At 59.7% G+C, this 19,924-nt stretch carries 16 protein-coding genes and 4 tRNA genes; 6 read left to right on the top strand and 14 right to left on the bottom strand.

The window, feature by feature from the left end; genetic code table 11:
• Nucleotides 1-160: 160 nt before the first annotated feature.
• Nucleotides 161-237: transfer RNA gene (locus DET50_RS09080), tRNA-Met, on the bottom strand.
• Nucleotides 238-336: 99 nt separating this feature from the next.
• Nucleotides 337-1,662: an acetyl-CoA C-acetyltransferase gene (locus DET50_RS09075; RefSeq protein ID WP_113862543.1), complete on the bottom strand. Its 1,326-nt coding sequence runs from the start codon at nucleotides 1,660-1,662 to the stop codon at nucleotides 337-339.
• 398 nt (nucleotides 1,663-2,060) lie between these two features.
• On the opposite strand from DET50_RS09075, the gene DET50_RS09070 reads away from it, so the two are divergent.
• Complete coding sequence (locus DET50_RS09070; protein WP_113862542.1) at nucleotides 2,061-3,467, top strand: 3-oxoacyl-ACP reductase; 1,407 nt, start codon at nucleotides 2,061-2,063, stop codon at nucleotides 3,465-3,467.
• Between the two features lie 245 nt (nucleotides 3,468-3,712).
• Here the strand turns inward: DET50_RS09070 and DET50_RS09065 are convergent.
• From DET50_RS09065 to DET50_RS09035, 7 genes are all read right to left on the bottom strand, one after another.
• Nucleotides 3,713-3,788: transfer RNA gene (locus DET50_RS09065), tRNA-Val, on the bottom strand.
• A gap of 9 nt (nucleotides 3,789-3,797) precedes the next feature.
• Nucleotides 3,798-3,874 (bottom strand) — tRNA-Asp (locus tag DET50_RS09060).
• 76 nt (nucleotides 3,875-3,950) lie between these two features.
• Nucleotides 3,951-4,026 (bottom strand) — tRNA-Val (locus DET50_RS09055).
• Nucleotides 4,027-4,192: 166 nt separating this feature from the next.
• On the bottom strand, nucleotides 4,193-4,435 hold the full coding sequence (locus DET50_RS09050) for a hypothetical protein (protein ID WP_113862541.1): 243 nt from the start codon (nucleotides 4,433-4,435) through the stop codon (nucleotides 4,193-4,195).
• A gap of 102 nt (nucleotides 4,436-4,537) precedes the next feature.
• A complete protein-coding gene (locus DET50_RS09045) occupies nucleotides 4,538-5,380 on the bottom strand; it encodes a DUF2846 domain-containing protein (RefSeq protein WP_113862540.1) in 843 nt (280 codons plus the stop codon).
• A 139-nt stretch (nucleotides 5,381-5,519) separates the two neighbouring features.
• Entirely contained in the window at nucleotides 5,520-6,494 is a 975-nt protein-coding gene (locus DET50_RS09040) for a coiled-coil domain-containing protein (protein ID WP_113862539.1), read from the bottom strand.
• Nucleotides 6,495-6,660: 166 nt separating this feature from the next.
• Complete coding sequence (locus DET50_RS09035; RefSeq protein WP_113862538.1) at nucleotides 6,661-7,806, bottom strand: RNA-guided endonuclease InsQ/TnpB family protein; 1,146 nt, start codon at nucleotides 7,804-7,806, stop codon at nucleotides 6,661-6,663.
• A 385-nt stretch (nucleotides 7,807-8,191) separates the two neighbouring features.
• Between DET50_RS09035 and purE the strand changes: the two genes are divergently transcribed.
• From purE to DET50_RS09010, 5 genes are all read left to right on the top strand, one after another.
• Nucleotides 8,192-8,683, top strand: coding sequence for a 5-(carboxyamino)imidazole ribonucleotide mutase (gene purE / locus DET50_RS09030; protein WP_113862537.1), 492 nt, complete (start codon nucleotides 8,192-8,194; stop codon nucleotides 8,681-8,683).
• Between the two features lie 452 nt (nucleotides 8,684-9,135).
• Nucleotides 9,136-10,254: a 5-(carboxyamino)imidazole ribonucleotide synthase gene (locus tag DET50_RS09025; RefSeq protein ID WP_113862536.1), complete on the top strand. Its 1,119-nt coding sequence runs from the start codon at nucleotides 9,136-9,138 to the stop codon at nucleotides 10,252-10,254.
• A gap of 71 nt (nucleotides 10,255-10,325) precedes the next feature.
• Nucleotides 10,326-10,904, top strand: coding sequence for a superoxide dismutase [Fe] (sodB, locus tag DET50_RS09020; protein WP_113862535.1), 579 nt, complete (start codon nucleotides 10,326-10,328; stop codon nucleotides 10,902-10,904).
• 188 nt (nucleotides 10,905-11,092) lie between these two features.
• Nucleotides 11,093-11,680, top strand: a complete 588-nt coding sequence (locus DET50_RS09015; protein ID WP_092000506.1) for a LemA family protein — start codon at nucleotides 11,093-11,095, stop codon at nucleotides 11,678-11,680.
• Nucleotides 11,681-11,690: 10 nt separating this feature from the next.
• The gene (locus DET50_RS09010) at nucleotides 11,691-13,664 is read left to right on the top strand and encodes a M48 family metallopeptidase (RefSeq protein ID WP_113862534.1); all 1,974 of its coding nucleotides are present in this window, start codon (nucleotides 11,691-11,693) and stop codon (nucleotides 13,662-13,664) included.
• A 255-nt stretch (nucleotides 13,665-13,919) separates the two neighbouring features.
• Here DET50_RS09010 and gspD read toward each other — a convergent pair whose 3' ends face one another.
• The 5 genes from gspD to groES form a co-directional block, all read right to left on the bottom strand.
• A complete protein-coding gene (gene gspD, locus DET50_RS09005; protein WP_113862533.1) occupies nucleotides 13,920-15,881 on the bottom strand; it encodes a type II secretion system secretin GspD in 1,962 nt (653 codons plus the stop codon).
• Between the two features lie 32 nt (nucleotides 15,882-15,913).
• Nucleotides 15,914-16,765, bottom strand: coding sequence for a type II secretion system protein N (locus tag DET50_RS09000; protein WP_113862532.1), 852 nt, complete (start codon nucleotides 16,763-16,765; stop codon nucleotides 15,914-15,916).
• 1 nt (nucleotide 16,766) lies between these two features.
• Complete coding sequence (gene gspN / locus DET50_RS08995; RefSeq protein ID WP_113862531.1) at nucleotides 16,767-17,558, bottom strand: type II secretion system protein N; 792 nt, start codon at nucleotides 17,556-17,558, stop codon at nucleotides 16,767-16,769.
• A 167-nt stretch (nucleotides 17,559-17,725) separates the two neighbouring features.
• Complete coding sequence (gene groL / locus DET50_RS08990) at nucleotides 17,726-19,378, bottom strand: chaperonin GroEL (protein WP_113862530.1); 1,653 nt, start codon at nucleotides 19,376-19,378, stop codon at nucleotides 17,726-17,728.
• A gap of 75 nt (nucleotides 19,379-19,453) precedes the next feature.
• The gene (groES, locus tag DET50_RS08985; RefSeq protein WP_011785505.1) at nucleotides 19,454-19,741 is read right to left on the bottom strand and encodes a co-chaperone GroES; all 288 of its coding nucleotides are present in this window, start codon (nucleotides 19,739-19,741) and stop codon (nucleotides 19,454-19,456) included.
• Nucleotides 19,742-19,924: the final 183 nt, after the last annotated feature.

Raw genomic sequence — 19,924 nt, 5'->3', positions numbered from 1 at the left:
ACTAACTGATCTACCTCTCTTTTATATGGTAGCGGGGAGCAGGCGCGAACAAGCGCCTGCGGCAGCAGCAACTCCGCGCGAAGCGCGGATAAATAGCGCTGACCCAAAAGCCCCCGCTCAAAAGCAACAAAGCCCGCAAAAGCGGGCTTTGTTTCAATAGTGGTAGCGGGGGCTGGATTCGAACCAACGACCTTCGGGTTATGAGCCCGACGAGCTACCAGACTGCTCCACCCCGCATCAAAACTTTTTGCTAACCGGGGGAACCCCGATCAACGTGGCGCGCATGATACGGTCTGGAGCCTATCCTGTCAAAGGATATTACGGCTATCCCCTAACTTATCGCTCAAGGATCGCCGTAACCCCCTGTCCGCCGGCGGCGCAGATGGAAATCAGACCACGGCCGGTGCCCTTTTCCTCCAGCAGTTTTGCCAGGGTAGCCACAATCCGGCCTCCGGTGGCGGCGAACGGATGGCCCGTGGCAAGACTGCTGCCCTTCACGTTGAGCTTGTCCCGATCAATACTTCCCAGCGGCTTGTCCAGTCCCAGACGCTCCTTGCAGAAGGTCGGATCTTCCCAGGCCTTTAGCGTGGACAGGACCTGCGCGGCAAATGCTTCGTGAATCTCGTAGAAATCGAAATCCTGCAGCGTCAGACCGGCCTTCTCCAGCATCCTGGGCACCGCATAGGTCGGCGCCATCAGCAAACCTTCCTTCTTGTCGACAAAGTCCACCGCAGCCACTTCCGAGAACGTCAGCCAGGCCTTCACCTCCAGGTTGTTCTCCTTCGCCCATTCCTCGCTGGCCAGTAATACGCAGGACGCGCCATCGGTGAGCGCGGTACTATTGGCAGCGGTCATGGTGCCGTTCTCCCGATCAAACACCGGCTTCAGCGTCGCCAGTTTCTCCAGGGTGGTATCCGGACGCAGAATATTGTCCTTCTCCAGCCCCGCCAGCGGCGTCATCAAATCACTGAAAAAACCTTCCTCATAAGCCTTCGCCAGTTTCTGATGACTCTCCCAGGCCAGGACATCCTGATCTTCCCGGGCAATGTCCCACTCCTTGGCCGTCACCTGAGCGTGCTCACCCATCGACATCCCGGTGCGAGGTTCGCCGTTCTCCGGAATCTCAGGCACCAGATGCCCCGGCCGGAACCGACCCAGAATCTTCAGCCGCTCCTTCGCCGTCTTGGCACGGTTCAGATCCAGCAGAATTTCCCGAAGACCCTCTCCGACACCGATCGGCGCATCGGAGGTGGTATCGGTACCCCCGGCAATCCCGCACTCGATCTGCCCCAGGGCAATCTTGTTCGCCACCAGAATCGCCGCCTCGAGCCCAGTGCCACAGGCCTGCTGAATATCATAAGCCGACGTCTCCGGCGCCAGCCCGCAGCTCAGCACCGATTCCCGGGTCAAATTGAAATCCCGCGAATGCTTGATCACCGCCCCGGCGACCACCTCGCCCATGCGCTTGCCCTGAAGATCAAAACGATCTACCAGGCCACGGAGCGCGGAGGTAAGCAGCTCCTGGTTACTGATCTTGCTGTAGGCGGTGTTGGATTTGGCGAAGGGGATGCGGTTGCCGCCGATCACTGCAACACGGCGGATCCCGTTATTCGTTTTCTTCGCAGTTGGCTTTTTCTGGGTTCGCTTTGGAGCCTGTGCCATCGTCGTTTCCCTGAGTTGAAATTGGATTCACGGACAGTGTACGGGGTGATTGGGGATGGCTTTCCAAAACTGTGCGGAGCCATGGGTGAAGAGCGAAAGCTCTTCACGGGCAGGCCATGGACGGCCGGCCCTGGACCCTCAGTGCGACGCAGGAGCATTTAGCACTGAGGGGCGGAGCTCAAGCGCCACAGGGACGTGCTTGAGCGGGTTTTGGAAAGCCATCCCCAATCACCCTTCCCCAACTGCCCGAATTAACGCAGTGCCAGTCTAGCGGCGAACCAAAATCCCTCATTGGCACCCCTGACAACCAACCAAAAGCATTGAGTCAATCCAAAAACTAAAGGATTCTTTACCCTGTAGGTCAAATTGCATCCAACCGCAAATACAAGGAAGACCCAATGTCTGACCTCTACCTCAAAATCGTCAACACCCCCGTCGGCAAAACCGCCGCCCAATCCCTGGGCCTGCCCTCACCCGTGCCCCTGAAACGCCTGAAACGCACCGACCAGCCATTCATCGAAGGCGATGTATTGGTGGGCGCAGCGTCCGGTGCCCGGGCCATCGCCACTGTCGGCAGCATCCTCGGCGCCAGCGCCGCCACCCTGCATCACGCCACTGGCCCGGACGCTCTCACCGATTCCGCCAAAGCGGGTAACAAGGCAAAGCCCCTGGCAATTGGCGGCGAGATTGACCAGAAATTCTCCGCCCTGGTCTTCGACGGCACCGGCATCAAGACTCCCGAGGAGCTGCGGGCGGTCTACGACTTCTTCCATCCGACCATCAAGAAAATCGCCGGTAACGGCCGGGTACTGGTGATCGGCATGGACCCGGCCAGCTGCCGCAAGGCACCTCAGGCCGCTGCCCAACAGGCGCTGGAAGGCTTTGTCCGGGCCGTTGGCAAGGAAATCGGCAAGAAAGGCGCCACCGCCAACCTGATCCGAATGGTACCTGGCGCTGAGAAGCAGCTGGATTCCAGCGTCCGCTTCTTCCTCTCCGCCCGCTCTGCCTATGTCGACGGACAGGTCGTACGGATCGGCAAGGGCACGGAAGCGACGGCCACCAACCCGGTCGCTCCGCTAACCGGCAAAGTTGCCCTGGTGACCGGCGCGTCCCGGGGCATCGGCGAGGCCATCGCCCGCACCCTGGCCCGTGATGGCGCCACCGTGATCGGCCTGGATATCCCGCCGGCCATGGAAGACCTGCAAAAAGTCACCGATGCCATCAAGGGCAAGGCCTTGGCCTGCGATATCACCGACGCGAATGCTCCAAAGCTGATTGCCGATTTCGCCGAGGAACATTTCGGCGGTGTGGACCTCGTCATCCACAACGCCGGCATCACCCGCGACAAGACCCTGGGTAACATGCCCGAACACTTCTGGGACATGACCATTGCCGTCAACCTCTCGGCGGAGGAACACATCGATGAGGAATTGATGAAGCGGGAACTGCTGCGGGAGAACGGCCGAATCGTGTGCATCTCCTCCATCAGCGGCATCGCCGGCAACTTCGGCCAGACCAACTACTCCACCGCCAAGTCCGGTGTCATCGGCTACGTGGAAGCCATGGCCAAGCAGCTAAAGAACGGCATCACCATCAACGCCATCGCCCCGGGTTTCATCGAAACCCAAATGACCGCCGCGATGCCCATCACCATCCGTGAGGCCGGCCGGCGCATGAACAGCCTGTCCCAGGGCGGGCTGCCGGTGGATGTGGCCGAAGCGATTGCGTGGTATTGCAGCCCGGCGTCCAACGGCGTGAACGGGAATGTGGTGCGGGTTTGTGGGCAGTCGTTGATCGGGAAGTGAGGTGCCGGGCGGGGTCTGATGAACGCTTTCATCTGACCCCGTTTTCACGCCTGACTCGACCCCAGGGGTCTGATGAAAGCCTTCATCTGACCCCAAGTTAGCGGCAAGCTCGGAGCTTGACCTGAAAATGGGGTCAGATGGAAAGCCGGGGGCTTTTCATCAGACCCCTAAGCAACATCAGACCCCTGAGTGATCCCCTGGAACGAAAAAAGGCCGATCCTCGTGGATCGGCCTTTTCGGAATTCTGGTGGGTGGTGCAGGGATCGAACCTGCGACCCTCGCCTTGTAAGGGCGATGCTCTCCCAGCTGAGCTAACCACCCGGGAAAAAATGGCGGAGCGGACGGGACTCGAACCCGCGACCCCCGGCGTGACAGGCCGGTATTCTAACCAACTGAACTACCGCTCCGCATCAATTCAGCTCGTGGGCTTGAACCTGAAACCGGATGGGGTGATCCGGTGATGCCTTTGAAAGACTCTGAAAGTGGTGGGTGGTGCAGGGATCGAACCTGCGACCCTCGCCTTGTAAGGGCGATGCTCTCCCAGCTGAGCTAACCACCCACTTCCAACCTCGAGAGGCTTTCAAGTCCTTGCTGTCTCAAGCAAGTGAGACGCGCATTTTAAGCATTTCGCTGACGGTGTCAAACCTTTTCCGGGAATTTTCTGAAAAAATCTGCAAGCCATTCAAAATCGGGCGATTTTCAACCAAAACCTGATCAGAAACCGGTCATTTACCGGAGCGGTTTTTCGTCCCCTTCTCGACCAGCCGCTGGCCCGCCTGCTCGGCCTTCTGGCGCAGGGACAACTCACTCACCCTTGAGCGCCGGTCATCGGGGATGGACCGACTCGCCAGCGAGCAATTCAGCTCATCAAGGCGTCTCCGGACATCCTCAAGCCCCTGCATGGCCCGAGGCACCACATCATCGGCCAGCTTTTCCAGGCTGCCCTGCAAGCGATCCTTCAAAGACATTTTCCTGACTTCCTGATTCATTTTACTGAATGCAGTGTAGTTACCAGTTCCGGCATTCACAATTGTGAAACCGCTCCTGCACCCTGTCGATTCAGCCAATGCTCAGAAAAACCACCAGCCTCCCGATTCCGCCTCCTCACGACGCTCCCTCTCTTCCTCCAGCGCCGCATAATCCCGTTCGAGCTTACGGATCTTCCGCTCGGCTTCCAGCGGCTCCGACGGGCCACCACCGAACGGCCAGTACCAGGGCGCGGGTTCGTACTTCCCCGCCTCCTTGAGGCGCTCAACCTCCAGTTCCCGCTCTTCTTCCAGCGCAGCCAGCGAGCGTTCGTAATCGATATCCTCGTTGACCTCCACAATCGAGGTAGCGGCATGGTTTGGCGCCAGCAAATCACTGTTCAGAAACTGGGTCGATACGATTTCCCCTGCCTGCATGGCATAGCTGCGAGTCACCAGCTGAAGATCCCCCTCGGCCAGGGGATGCTCCGGATCCAGGTCCGGATGAATCTGCTCCGGTTCCGTGAGCTCATTGTACCGCAGGTAGTAGATCTGCCCCGGCTCCACCCGGAGCGTGGCATCGGCAATCAGACTGAGGCTGAACGAATTCAGCCCCTCCAGCCCGAGCAGAGGCCGTCGCATGGCGATGTGACGCTCACCGGGGCTGACCTCGAGCCAGGTGTAACTGTCATTGCGGATGTTGAAATAGTGGTGGTCATCAATGTAGACGCTCGGCGCCTCGATCTCATCCGCCGCCCACTGGGAATGGGTGCGATAGAAATAAAGTAGGGCGTTATCCCGATCCCATTGACCATCCGGGATGTGAACGAAATCGGGGCCGGACACCGGATGCAGGAAGGAACCAACGCTCTTGCCGATCGACTGGTACACCGTGCACCCGGAACCAAAGATCAGCAGCGACAGCGCCAGAAGGGTTCGTTTGCTCATTGTTCTTGCTCTTCATCCCGTTGCGAGTCGCCTGATCATAACAACTGGCTCGCGCCAGAAATGAGAGCTACCGCAAGGGATGAATACAAACTGTTACAAAGCGCCGGGCACTCCGTTCAGACAAGCAGAATCTACCTGGTTACTGACCGGACACTCTCGCCTCCAGCCGGTCCACCTCATCAGACAAACGCACCAGGCGAGATGTCAGCTGCGCACGGGACGCATCGATGGAGTCCACCGTCTGCTTGAGCGAGGCCAACTGATTACGCAGCGAACGCACCTCCGAACTGCCAGCCACACCATCGGTCTTCTTCTCCAAAGCCGTAATCCGGCTCTCCATGCCACTGATGCCCAGCTTCTGCTCCTGCTCGAACCGGCGAATGCGGCTCTCGATCACCTGATCCACATCCGCCATCTGCTGACTCAGCTTGGTAATCTGCTCCGAGGCCTGGGCGGTGTTTTCCTTCAGCGCAACAATCGACGTCTGCGTCTGCTCTTCAAGCGAGGCAATCTCCGAAGACAGAGAAGCCCTGGCTTCTTCAAGAGTCGCTTCCAGACTGGCGACCGCCTTCTTCTCTTCCTCCAGAGCCGACTTCAGCGTCGCCAACTGCTCCTCATGCTCATCCAGCCGGGCCTTGTTGCGCTCATTGGCCACCACCCACAACTTCCGGATCTCACTGGAAGCTTCCTCCAGCCCCGACTTGTTTGACGTGATCTGCTCCTCCAGCGACTGCCCCCGCTCCTGCAGATTCTCCCCGGTCTCCGAGAGCTCACCCTCAAACCGCGCCAACGCCAACTTACTCTGCCGCGCCCAGTAATCCGCCTCCTCCAGCTGCGACTCCAACGCCTGAATCCGCTGATTCTGGGAATACCAACCGGCAACCGCGGCCACCGCAACGGCAATCAGCAACAACCAGACCGCTGCCAGACCACCCTTTCCGTTGCCTCCGTTGCCATTTCCGTTACCAACCGGCCGCTTCCCGGACCCGCCCGAACCACCGGACCGAGCAGCCGGCGCAGCGGCAGCCTTTTTCGGAGCCGGCCGTTTCCGTTCGCTACTGCCAATCGGCGCGTCTGCTCGGAGTTCGTCGTCATCTGGGCGGATGGAATCCATTACTGCTCCTGGCTCTGGGTTCTGGTTGTTCGTTCTTCTGTTGATCGGATCGTTAATGAGAAATGCCCGACCATCTCTGTCTGAATTATGGCCGCTTTTCAGGTCAACAACTGATAATACATGCACTTTTGACTGCTCCTCCACCTGAAGGAAGAGGATTCCCAATTCACTGAGAACTGGACACGGAGACTGACTCCATGCCACTGACATTCTCTCCAAGGGCTAAGACCGCCAGCCCGGCGGCTTTAATGTTGATAGCGGCATTCAGGTCGCGATCGTGTTTGGCTGCGCACTCTGGACAGGTCCAGTGCCGCACATCCAGTGGCATGGCGTCCATCACAAAGCCGCACGCTGAGCAGCGTTTGCTCGACGGGTACCACTGGTCAATGGCGACCAGTTTTCGGCCAGCCCACTCCGCTTTATACGCCAGTTGGCGAACGAACTCGCCCCAGCCGGCATCGCTGATGGATTTGGCCAGCGAGCGGTTGCGCAGCATGTTCTTGACCTTCAACGATTCGACGCAGATCACTTGGTTCTCGCTCACGATCTTGCGGGACAATTTGTGCAAATTATCCATCCGGCAATCAGAGAGTTTGGCGTGAAGTCGCGCTACCTTCATCCGGGCTTTCGCCCGGTTTCGGGAGCCGAGCTTCTTCCGGCTCAGGCGCCGTTGCGCCTTTGCCAGCCTGGCCGCGTATTTCACCGTATGGCGAGGATTGCCGGTTTGATGCCCATCGCTGGTCACGAACAGGTCTTTGAGGCCCAGATCAATGCCCACCATCTTCGGAGTGACGGGCAACGTCCTGGGATCAAACTCACACAGGCAGGACACAAAGTAGCGTCCGGCGCTGTCTTTGGAGACGGTAAGTGTGGTCGGCTCACAGGGCAGATCCCGGGTCCAGCGAACCGCCAGCGGTTCTTTGGACTTGGCCAGAAACAGTTGCCCGTTCCGGTATTGAAACGCCGAGCGGGTAAATTCCACCGACTGGCGGTGCCGCTTGCTTTTGAACCGGGGATACCGAGCTCGACCGTCAAAGAAGTTCTTGAACGCGGTTTGCTGGTGCCGAAGGCTTTGTTGCAGAGGCACACAACTGACTTCGTTCAGGAACGCCAGGTCTGGGTCCTTTTTCAAAGTCGTCAGATGGGCGCTGGCGTTCGCATAGCCCACCTTTTCCTGACGTTCGTAAAAGGCGTCGATGCGATACCGAAGCACCGCGTTGTAGACAAAACGCACACACCCGAACGTCCGAGCAAGCAACTCTGCCTGCTTGGGCGTGGGATAAAACCGGTATTTGTAGGCGCGCTTTGTCATACTGTTAATTTATACAGTGCACCAACAGATAGCAACCACCAAAAGGAGGCAGCGAGAACAGGGTCGGCTCAGGCCGACGCGCTATCCCTCCCCGACCTGAACGACGGGGTTTCTCGCGCAAATATAGTGATGAACAGGGTGAAATGAAGCTCTGCTAATGTCGGTATCGGGCCGGGGTCTGAAGAACGCTTTCTTCTGACCCCTCCTTGGCGGCAACCACGGAGACGGACCTTAAGATGGGGTCAGATGAAAGCTTTCATCAGACCCCTGGGGACGGCCCCTTCTTCAGTGCCCACCCGGCACCATGCACCCCAATAGCCAAGTTGCATGGTAAGTAGCCAAAACATACAATGGCCGGCTTTCCAATTATCTCAGGATGTTGCATATGCAGCCGCTTGTAGGACTCATCATGGGCTCCAAATCCGACTGGCCCACCATGGAACACGCCGCCAACATGCTCGAACAGCTCGGCGTACCCTACGAAACCAAAGTCGTCTCCGCCCACCGCACTCCGGACCTGCTCTTTGACTACGCCAAGACCGCTGCAGACCGCGGCCTGAAAGTCATCATCGCAGGCGCCGGCGGAGCCGCGCACCTCCCGGGCATGGTCGCCTCCCAGACCGCCCTGCCCGTGCTCGGTGTCCCGGTCCAGTCCAAAGCCCTGAACGGCCTCGACTCCCTGCTCTCCATCGTCCAGATGCCCGGCGGCATTGCCGTTGGCACCCTGGCCATCGGCAAGGCGGGAGCCACCAACGCCGGCCTGCTGGCAGCACAAATCATCGGCACGTTCGATAATAATGTCCGGAAGGCGGTCGAAGAGTTTCGTTCGACCCAAACGCAGACAGTCCTCGATAATCCGGACCCGAGCGATCAGTAAGACCTGACAACCCAAATCAAGCTGGCATACCAAACTTGGGAGAAGGGAGTCTTAGGGGTATCCTTTCCAAAACACGCTACGAGCACGTCCATGTGCGCTTGTTTCGGGCCGTCCATGGCCCTCAACAGTTTTGGAAAGGATACCCCTAAGACTCCCCGAACCTGTTGTGATAGCCATTCAAGCGCAGAGACTAGCCAATTCAGGGCGAAGAGCTGGGAAGAGAGGTTAATGCTATCGCGATGTGAACGAGCGGCTTTGCACAAGGTTCCGTTGAGCGGGTTGGGCAAGGCTTTCCAAAACTGTGCGGAGCCATGGATGGCGGAGCTCAAGCGTCACAGGGACGTGCCGCCAGGAGCGTGTTTTGGAAAGCCTTGCCCAACCCGCTCACACTCCCGAAGCCAGACCAGAAATCAGACTAAACTCATATGCCAAACCATGGCAGGAGAACACAAATGAGAATTGGTGTACTAGGCGCCGGCCAACTCGGGCGCATGCTGGCCCTCGCCGGATACCCGCTGGCCAAGACCTTTGTATTCTACGACATGTCCGGCAGCCCCAGCGCCGGGCTCGGCGAAGTCATCATCGACCGCGAAGGCCAATACCTGGACGACTTCCTGTCCCGAGTAGACCGCGTCACCTACGAATTCGAACACCTGCCAGTCGAAGTTGCCGAAAAACTGGCCAAAGAAAAGCCGGTTCACCCCTGCCCGAGAGCACTGCAGGTGTGCCAGAACCGCGAAGCCGAGAAAACCCTGTTTGGCCAGCTGGGCATCCCCACTCCCGAGTGGAAAATCGCCGACAGCGCTGAATCCCTCAAAGCCGCCGCCGAAGAGCTCGGCTGCCCCGTGGTCGCCAAATCCATCACCGAAGGCTATGACGGCAAGGGCCAGGCTGTCCTGAAAGATCCGGCAGACGCCGAAAGCGCCTGGGAAAGCATTGGGCACCAACTCCTGATCGTCGAGAAATTCGTCAACTTCAAGCGCGAAGTGTCCATCATCGCGGTGCGCGCCGAAGACGGCGACCTGGCCTTCTATCCGATGGCGGAGAACACTCACCACGAAGGCATCCTGCGCTACTCCATCGCCCCGGCCCCCGGCCTGGAGAGGCACGTCCAGGAAGACGCCGAGCGTTACATCAAGGCGCTGTTGAACGAATTGGACTACGTCGGCGTATTGACTCTTGAGCTGTTCGAAACCGACGATGGCCTGGTGGCGAACGAGATGGCGCCGAGGGTGCACAACTCCGGCCACTGGACCATCGAAGGGGCCATGACCAGCCAGTTCGAGAACCACATCCGCGCCGTCAGCGGCCACCCGCTGGGAAATGTCGCGCCCCGTGGTCTAAGCTGTATGATCAATATCATTGGCGAGCACGGCGACATCGAGCGGATTCTGGAACTGCCCTACGCGCACGTTCACCTCTACAATAAAGGGGAGCGACCGGGCCGCAAGCTGGGTCATGTGAACATTCTGGCGGACAGCTACGAAGAGCTGGTCTGGCGGGTCCGGAACTGCGCGCAGTTCCTGCCGGGCTGTCCGGAGTTTAAAAGTTCTTTGACACCAAAGGGTTGATATAGCTCAAATCGACCTTATATTGCGCTACTGTACATCCACATAAACAGAGAGACAGGGAGAACGACCTCATGGCATTTGAACTTCCCGCACTGCCTTACGAAAAAAACGCACTGGAACCGCACATCTCTCAGGAAACCCTCGAGTACCATTACGGTAAGCACCACAACACCTACGTCACCAAGCTGAACGGCCTGATTGAAGGCACCGACAACGCCAACAAGTCCCTGGAAGACATCATCAAGAGCTCCAGCGGCCCGCTGTTCAACAACGCAGCCCAGGTGTGGAACCACACTTTCTACTGGCACTGCCTGAGCCCGAACGGTGGCGGTGAGCCGACTGGCGCAGCCAAGGACGCCATCGAGAAAGCCTTCGGTTCTTTCGAAGACTTCAAGAAAGAGTTCAACGACAAGGCCGCCAACAACTTCGGTTCCGGCTGGACCTGGCTGGTGAAGAAGGCTGACGGCAGCGTTGCCATCGTCAACACCAGCAACGCGGAAACCCCGCTGACTGGCGCGGACAAGCCGGTACTGACCGTAGACGTGTGGGAGCACGCCTACTACATCGACTACCGCAACTCCCGTCCGAACTACCTGGAAGCGTTCTGGAACCTGGTTAACTGGGATTTCGTCAACGAAAACCTGGCATAATCAGCCGATTCTGGCTTTCAGACGGCGGTCCACCCGGGCCGCCGGCAAACGCCCGCCTCCGTGCGGGCGTTTTTGTATCCGCTCAGCACCAAAAATGAACAAATTGATACAACCCTGCCGGGAAATCTCTGAAAAAATCATGGATACTCAAGGAAGTAGATTCAGACCAACCATTCAGAGGAGTTGAAATGGGAACGACCCTTATCGGCCTGGCAGTGATCGCTGTCGTCGTGATCTATCTGGTGTTCATCTACAACCAGCTGGTGTCCCTGCGCAACCAGTTCAAGAACGGCTTTGCCCAGATTGACGTGCAGCTGCAGCGGCGCCACGACCTGATTCCCAACCTGGTGGAAGCCGCCAAGGCCTACCTGACCCACGAGAAATCCACCCTCACCCAGGTGATGGAAGCCCGTAACAACGCGGTCAGCGCCCAGAAGGATGCCGCCACTGACCCGGGGGACAGCACCAAGATCCAGCGCCTGGGCGGCGCCGAAAACCTGCTGACCAAGGCCTTGGCCAACTTCTACGCCGTGGCAGAAAATTACCCGGAGCTGAAGGCCAACGAAACCATCCAGCAGCTGATGGAAGAGCTCTCCAGCACCGAGAACCGGGTTTCCTTTGCCCGTCAGGCCTACAACGATGGCGTGATGAACTACAACATCTTCCGCGAGAAGTTCCCCAACAACATCGTCGCGGGCATGTTCGCGTTCAAGGAAACCGCTCAGCTCCAGCTCGAGTCCCCGGAAGCCCGCCAGGCCCCGAAAGTTGCATTTTAAGGTCTGAGCCATGGCTCATCCCGGATTCTTCCAGCGCCAGGCCCATGCCCGGCGCAACACCGGTTTGCTGGTGTTCCTGTTCCTGACCGCGGTGGTGCTGATCACCCTCGCGGTCTGCGTCGTTGGCTACCTGGTCACCCGTAGCGAAACCTCCAGCCTCGCCTTCCACCACTGGCTGCTCTCAAGCCACGGTCTCATTACCGCCTCGGCGGTGGTCGCCCTGATTGGCATCGGTTCGCTGGTGCGCTGGGTCGACCTGGCCGGCGGTGGTGAACGGGTGGCCCGCATGGTCGGCGCCCGCGCCATTGATCCGGATACCCGCGATCCGGACGAGCGCAAACTGCGCAACATTGTCGAGGAAATGGCCATTGCCAGTGGTGTGACGGTGCCGGAACTGTATGTGATGGACCAGGAGACCGGCATCAATGCCTTTGTGGCCGGTTACACGCCGGGCGAGGCAGTGATGGTGGTCACCCACGGTGCCCTCACCCAGCTCACGCGGGACGAACTGCAGGGCGTGGTGGGGCACGAATTCAGCCATATACTCAATGGTGACATGCGGATTAACGTCCGCCTGATTGCCCTGCTGGCCGGCATCCTGATGATCGGGCAGATCGGCCAGTTCCTGCTGCGCGCCGGCTTCTACAGCAGCCATGGCATCCGCTCCCGCAACCGCGATGGCCGCGCCCAGGCCGCCATGGCGCTGGTGGGCCTGGCCCTGATGATCATCGGTTATGTGGGCGTGTTTTTTGGCCGCCTGATCCAGTCTGCGGTGTCCCGCCAGCGGGAGATGCTCGCGGACGCCTCCTCGGTGCAGTTTACGCGCAATCCCGAAGGCATCGGCGGCGCCCTGTTCAAGATCGGCATGAAAGGCGGATACCTGGATACCACCAGCCATGCCAGTGATATGAACCACATGTGTTTCGGCGAAGCCGCGCGGATGAAATTCACCTCGCTGCTGGCCTCGCATCCGCCCATCGATGTGCGCATCAACACCATCCAGCCCGGCCTGCTGGCCCGCCTGCGCAGCCGTCTGCGGGATACCCGGCCCAGCGCCGATCTCCGTACCGGAACCCAGGCTCCGGCCGGTGCGGCGGGTATTGCGGACGTTGCCCGGGACATCTACCAGCCGGTCCGGTCCGGCCGCACCTCACCCATTAGCCGCGCCGCGCCGGTGCCGGCGAAAGAACTGTCGAGCCACGTGGGCACAGTCACCCGGCAGGGCGAGGACTTCGCCATCGCATTCCTCGAGCAGATTCCGGCCACCTTTCGTACCCTGCTCTACACCCGCGCCGGCGCCATCCAACTTTGTTATGCCATGCTCGTCTGTGAGCTCTCGCGGGAATTACAAAAGGAACGCCTGGCCCTGCTGCCCGAGCACCCGGTGCTGGGCTGTCAGCCGGAGATCATGGCCAAGATCCTCCCAGCCCTGAAAAGCATTGGTGAAGGCGTGCGCTTCCCCGCCCTGGAACTGGCCATGCCGGCGCTGCGCAAGCTGGATCCGGAGGAACGGGAGGGGCTGATCAATAATGTGCGGAAGCTCGCAGCGGCGGACGAGAAGATCAGCCTGTTCGAGCTGACCCTCACCAGCTTTCTGTCCCGCCACCTCGGCGATAACGCCGGACGGGTGGTGCCCGTTCGGCACAAGAGCTATAAACCGCTGTTACCGGCGATCCAACGATTGCTGAGCCTCATGGCCCGCGCCGGGACCGCCGATAACACCGAGGCGCAGAAGCTGTATCAGGAGGCCATTGCCGGCTTTGTAGATAGCCGGAAGGAAGACCTCCCGCCCTTGGAGAAAGTCACCATGCGGCAGCTGCAGGAGGCTCTGAGGGCGCTGAACAGCCTGTCGCCGCTGCTCAAGCCCGCCATCATCGACGCCTGCGCTCATTGTGTGAGCCACGATGGCAAGGTGGAGGTCAGGGAGTATGAACTGATGCGGCTGGTGGCGGATCAGATGGATTGTCCGATGCCGCCGTTGTAGGACGGCAGGGTGGAGGTGGAGTCAGATGGGACTCAGGGGTCTGATGCTCCCCTTGGGGTCTGATGAACTCGTTCATCTGACCCCGGCTTGGACTTCATGCTCCCAGGTTCCGCCTGAACATGGGGTCAGATGAAGGTCTTCATCAGACCCCTGAGTTGGGCCTAAGATTGGGTCAGATGAACGAGTTCATCAGACCCCTGAGTTGGATCAGACCCCGAGGGGTGACCCCAAGAGGTGCACAAGCCCCCTTTTTCATCACTGCGCCCGCATCTCGCTGCCGGCATCAAACAGCTCATCAATCGCCGGCCGCTGTTCCCCCCGGGGGAGGCCGAGCTTCTCGCGGACGTTCAGGTTCACGTCCCACAGTGCCTTGTACTTGTCGTCGGTCGCGGCGACGGCGTCAGCCTTGCCGAGCATGATGGTCGGGCGCAGGAACACCAGCAGGTTACGCTTGATGCGGCTCTGGGATTCGGAGGAGAACAGGCGGCCGAGGACCGGGATATCCCCCAGCAGGGGCACCTTGCTCTTGGTGACCTGCAGATCGTCGCGGGTCAGGCCACCGAGGACGATGGTTTCGCCGTCGTCCGCCAGTACAGTGGTCTTGATTTCACGCTTGTTGGTGACGATATCGGAGGCATTCTCGATGCTGTCGGCCACGCTCTCGGTGGTCTGCTCCACCACCAGCCGAACCAGGCCGTCGGCGCTGATGGTCGGGGTGACCTTGAGGGTCAGGCCCACGTCGCGGCGCTCGATGGTCGTGAACGGGTTGCTCAGGCCATCGCCGGTAACGGCCGTCTGGCCAGTCCGGAACGGCACGTTCTGACCCACGGTGATCTCGGATTCCTGGTTATCCAGGGTAATGATGCTCGGCGTGGACAGCAGGTTCGCTGCAGTAGAGGTGGACAACGCCTGGAGCAGGATACCCCAGCTCAGGCCATCCTCGTCCCGCTCGCCCGCGCCGATGGTGATACCTCCCGTCGCCGGGGTGATTGCCGACCCACTCAGGATTGCAGTGAGCACATCCCCGAGACTCCGACCGACGTTGCCGAAGTTGGTACCGACTACCGGTGTCGATTCACCGGACTCGTCCCCCGCCGCGAGCTGGACGCCGAGGTCCTGCCCCAGCTCATCACTGATCTCGACAATGGCCGCCTCAATCATCACCTGGGCCCGGCGAACATCCAGTTGCGCCACAATCTGCTCGGCTTCCTGCATCAGAGAGGGATCACCACGGACCACCAGGGCGTTCAGGCCCTCGTCCGCGAAGACTGAAAAATTGTTGTTCGGATTCCCACTGGCACCGCCGGTACCGCCGCCACTGGCCGCACTGCCTTCCTTGAGCACCTCACCCATCACACCCTTGAGGATCTCGGTCAGATTCTTGGCATCGGCATGCTTCAGCCGAATCACCTTGGTGGTGCCACCGGTGGCCGAGGGCTGGTCCAGCTTGCGGATCAACTCACGCATCTTTTCCCGGAAGGTTTCATCGCCCCGGAGAATCAGACGGTTGCTGCGCTCATCGGCGGTGACGCTGTACTTGCGGGCGGCATTCTCGCCCCCGGCCTTACCCAATTCATCCGGCGCCAGCTCCTGCAGCAGGGTCACCATGTCACCGACCCAGGCTTCCTGCAGCTGGATCACTTCCACCTCGTACTTGGAGGGGCTGTCCAGCTCCCGGACGATCTGCTCGATGCGTTCGATATTGGAACGGTGGTCACTGACAATCAGGGCATTGGCCGCCGCCACACCGGCCAGGTGTCCGTACTTGGCGACCAGAGGACGCAGGATGGGCACCAGTTCCAGGGCGTTGGCGTTATCAATCTGGATTACCCGGGTGATCAGTTGCTCCGAGGGCGTTTCCTCAAAGCGGGAAAGAATTTCCGCGGACTGCTTGGCGTCCACCTGCTGCACGATCTTGATCACCTCTTCCCCGGGAATGGCGGTAAAACCATGCACGTTCAGAACCGCCAGGAACAGATCGTAGATTTCATCCTTGTTCATGGGGGCGCTGGAGAGCACCGTCACCTTGCCCTTGACCCGGGGATCCACCACAAAGCTGTAGCCGGTGATGTCTGCCACCTGGGTCACGAAGGCACGGATATCCGCATCCTTGAGATTCAGCCTCCAGGTCTCTTCCTGTGCGTACGCCAGGGACATCATCGGGAGAAGGATCAGCAGCGCAATGGCCCGTAGAAGATTCGTCTTGTGGTTATACATCTGGCGATTTCGTCCTGTATCGTTGATCCCGTTCAGCGCCACTGCTCGGGTATGGCATAACTAAAAGTGAGGATGCTTCCGTCACGCTCGATTTCGATTTCCAGCTGGGCCTGGCCGCGCCAGCTTTCCAGCAGGGATTTGTCCTGTTCCAGATCACCCAGCCGCTGGCCGTTGATGGCAGTGATCACGTCCCCGGCCTGCAGGTTGACTGCGTTGAGCATGGCGTTGGAACCGTCGTAGACATAACCTGACATGCCGCTGTCATCCACCGGGCTCAGGCCGTACTGGGCCAGCACCGCGGCACCCTGGCTCTCCACCTGCTCCCGGACACTCGCCAGGAACGCCTCCGGTGACGATTCTGCCGGTACATCCTCCACTTCTGCAACCATGCCGGAATCAACCGATTCCTCAAAGGTCAGTGATTCATAACGCCCGCTCCGGCGCAAAAGAATCCGGTTCGGCTCCACCTCGACCAGCTCGGCACTGCCGGGCAACATGTCACCCACGCGATAATAGGCCGTTTCGCCGTTACTTCCTGCAACTATAGCACCGGAAACCTCCGGACGTTCGCCAACCAGCACTCCTTCAAGCCGCAGGCGCAGACCGGTCTCCGGCGCCGAGCGTTTCACGGAATCCGCCACGCCCGCCTGAACACTGGGGCGCCCGAAGAAATCATAACCAGCGATGGGGAAATCCTGGCCACCGGATGCAGCCATTCCCAGCGCCTCCGAGGACGGTGCCACCGGCACCGGACGGTCATCCCAGGCCACCAGCCAAGTGACCCGGGCCAGGGCAACCGCGAGGTAGAGGGTCAGCCCCAGCAGCAACAGATTTGCGAGAATCCGGGAGACGCGAGCCTGGGCCTGGCGAGGAAATACCATCATATTACAGGCCTCCCGGAATCAACGGTTGCCGGACCCGGAACACCACATCGTCCGGACTTGCCGAATCCGGCCAGGGCTGGTCGGCCAGATCCACCATACGCTTGTAGACCTGGATTTCCATCATGCCGCTCCAGAGCAGATTGGCCTGGGCGGCGGGCCCGCTGCCGCCCTGCTCCGCGATCTTCAGCTCCAACCCGCCCTGAACCGTATCGAGGTTGGCCTGCATGGGCGGGAAATCCGCCGAACCGGTCTGGTCCCCCATGGGCCAGGTCACCCGGCCGCCAGGCCACGTAGCAAGGCCATCGGCCCGGGTAATCCGGTTATCTTCCCAGGCCAGCTGCAGACGCTCGATAGTAACATCCCCCTCGATCATCGCGCCGCGGCTCTTGCGGATCAGTTCCCGGAACTCGGCCACCCCGATATGGCCCGAGGCATCCAGCGCGGCACTCAGTGGCCAGCCCATCGTCAGATCACCCTGGAGCGAGGATTGGGCCGTATCCAGTTTGATATCGACGGGCATCGTCATCCCGCCAAGGGAAGGCCAGCCCAGTGCCCAATCCACCCGTAGCGGATAACCGGCAACCACGACCCCGGCGGCACCGTCCCACAGCTTGCCCGACACCTGCCGGACCTGCAGCTGGGGTTGCAGATTCACATGAGCGGACGCCTGCTGCCACACCCAGCCGGCGGGCACCAGGATCACGAGTGCCACCAAATACACCAGCGCCCCGAGCAGGAACAGCAACAGCAGCTTGCCCGGGCGAAAAAAGGATTTGGTTTCGGCGTCACTCATTCATTAATACACACAAAAAAGACTGGAATCCGAGTCTAACAAAGGCATGGGGCAAGTTCATGACAAAAAACGAAAAAACCCCGCACCAGTGTGACCCGGTGCGGGGTTTTTCAGGGTAGATCGGGCCAAGCCTCAGAAATCGGGGCCCGGTCGGGATCTGGCCGGCATTACATCATGCCGCCCATGCCTCCCATTCCGCCCATGCCACCCATGTCCGGCATGCCGCCGCCGGCGCCTTCTTCCTGCGGCTCGTCCGCAACCATCGCCTCGGTGGTGATGATCAGGGATGCCACGGAAGCAGCGGCCTGCAGCGCGGAACGGGTCACCTTGGCAGGATCCAGGATACCCATTTCCAGCATGTCGCCGTAGGTCTCGGTGGCCGCGTTGTAGCCGAAGGCACCTTCGCCGTCACGAACCTTGGCAACCACCACGGAAGACTCGCCACCGGCATTGAACACGATCTGGCGCAGCGGAGCTTCCATGGCACGGCGCAGGATGTTGACACCGGCCTTCTGCTCTTCGTTGATGGCATCCACCTTTTCCAGAGCCGCGATGGCACGGATCAGGGTGACACCACCACCGGCCACGATGCCTTCTTCAACGGCAGCGCGGGTGGAGTGCAGCGCGTCTTCAACGCGGGCCTTCTTCTCTTTCATTTCCACTTCGGAGCCGGCGCCAACCTTGATCACGGCCACACCGCCAGCCAGCTTGGCTACGCGCTCCTGCAGCTTCTCCTTGTCGTAGTCGGAGGTGCTGTCTTCGATCTGCTTGCGGATCTGCTCAACGCGAGCCTCGATGTCCGCCTGGGCACCGGCACCGCCGATGATGGTGGTATTTTCCTTGGTGACGTTGACACGCTTGGCGGTGCCCAGGTCATCCAGGGTGGTGTTCTCCAGGGTCAGACCGACTTCTTCGGAGATCACAGTACCGCCAGTCAGGATGGCGATGTCCTGCAGCATTTCCTTGCGACGGTCACCGAAGCCAGGCGCCTTCACGGCGTTGACCTTCACGATACCGCGCATGTTGTTCACAACCAGGGTCGCCAGGGCTTCGCCCTCGATGTCCTCGGCGATGATCTGCAGCGGCTTGCCAGCCTTGGCCACAGCTTCCAGCACCGGCAGCAGCTCGCGGATGTTGGAGATCTTCTTGTCGACCAGCAGGATGTACGGGTCATCCAGCTCGGCAGACATGTTGTCCTGGTTGTTGATGAAGTACGGGCTCAGGAAGCCGCGGTCGAACTGCATACCTTCAACCACATCCAGCTCGTCTTCCAGGCTGCGACCTTCCTCAACGGTGATGACGCCTTCCTGACCAACACGCTCCATCGCATCCGCGATCAGCTTGCCGATGGTCTCGTCGCCGTTGGCGGAGATGGTGCCAACCTGGGCGATGTTGCGGCTGTCGTTGCACGGAGTGGCCATTTCGCGAATCGCCTTCACGGCTTCAGTGGTTGCCTTGTCGATGCCGCGCTTCAGATCCATCGGGTTCATACCGGCAGTGACGGCCTTGATACCCTCGTTAACGATGGACTGGGCCAGAACGGTTGCGGTAGTGGTACCGTCACCGGCGTTCTCGTTGGCCTGGGAAGCAACTTCCTTCACCATCTGGGCACCCATGTTCTCGAACTTGTCGGAAAGCTCGATTTCCTTAGCCACAGAAACGCCGTCCTTGGTGACGGTCGGAGCACCGAAAGACTTCTCCAGAACCACGTTACGGCCCTTGGGACCCAGGGTTACCTTGACCGCGTCCGCCAGGATGTTGACACCTGCGACCATGCGCTTTCGCGCGTTATCACCGAATTTAACTTCTTTTGCTGCCATGTCTTCTATTCCTGTTCGTTAAACCGAAATTGAACCAATCGGATTAATGAGCGTTCGTGCCTGTCGCCTCAGCGATCACTCAAGCACGCCGTAGATGTCGTTCTCGCTCATGATGAGCAGCTCTTCACCGTCAACCTTGACGGTGTTACCGGCGTACTGGCCGAAAACCACGGTGTCACCCACCTTGACCGCCAGGGCGCGGGTTTCGCCGTTATCCAGGATGCGGCCGTTACCGACGGCAATTACTTCACCCTGGGAAGGCTTCTCTTTGGCGTTACCCGGCAGCACGATGCCACCCGCAGTTTTCTCTTCTTCTTCCTTACGGCGCACGACAACACGATCGTGTAGCGGACGAATTTTCATTGCTCGGTTTCTCCAATAGTCAGATTAATGTGGCAATGACAGTTGTTAATGAGGTTGGACCGGGTTTGCACCTGATCCAGCCAAATTGCCCGGCTGCATAAGCGGCTGATTTACAGCCGATATCAGCCCGCAGCGAACTTGTGAGACCTTAATGGGGTTGGCGTAGGTATTTTCAACACCCCG

This window comes from Marinobacter pelagius (assembly GCF_003315345.1).
GTDB classification, from domain to species: Bacteria; Pseudomonadota; Gammaproteobacteria; order Pseudomonadales; family Oleiphilaceae; genus Marinobacter; species Marinobacter pelagius_A.
The sequence above is the reverse complement of the archived record's forward strand: the minus strand, read 5'-3'. Positions and strand labels throughout refer to the sequence as shown.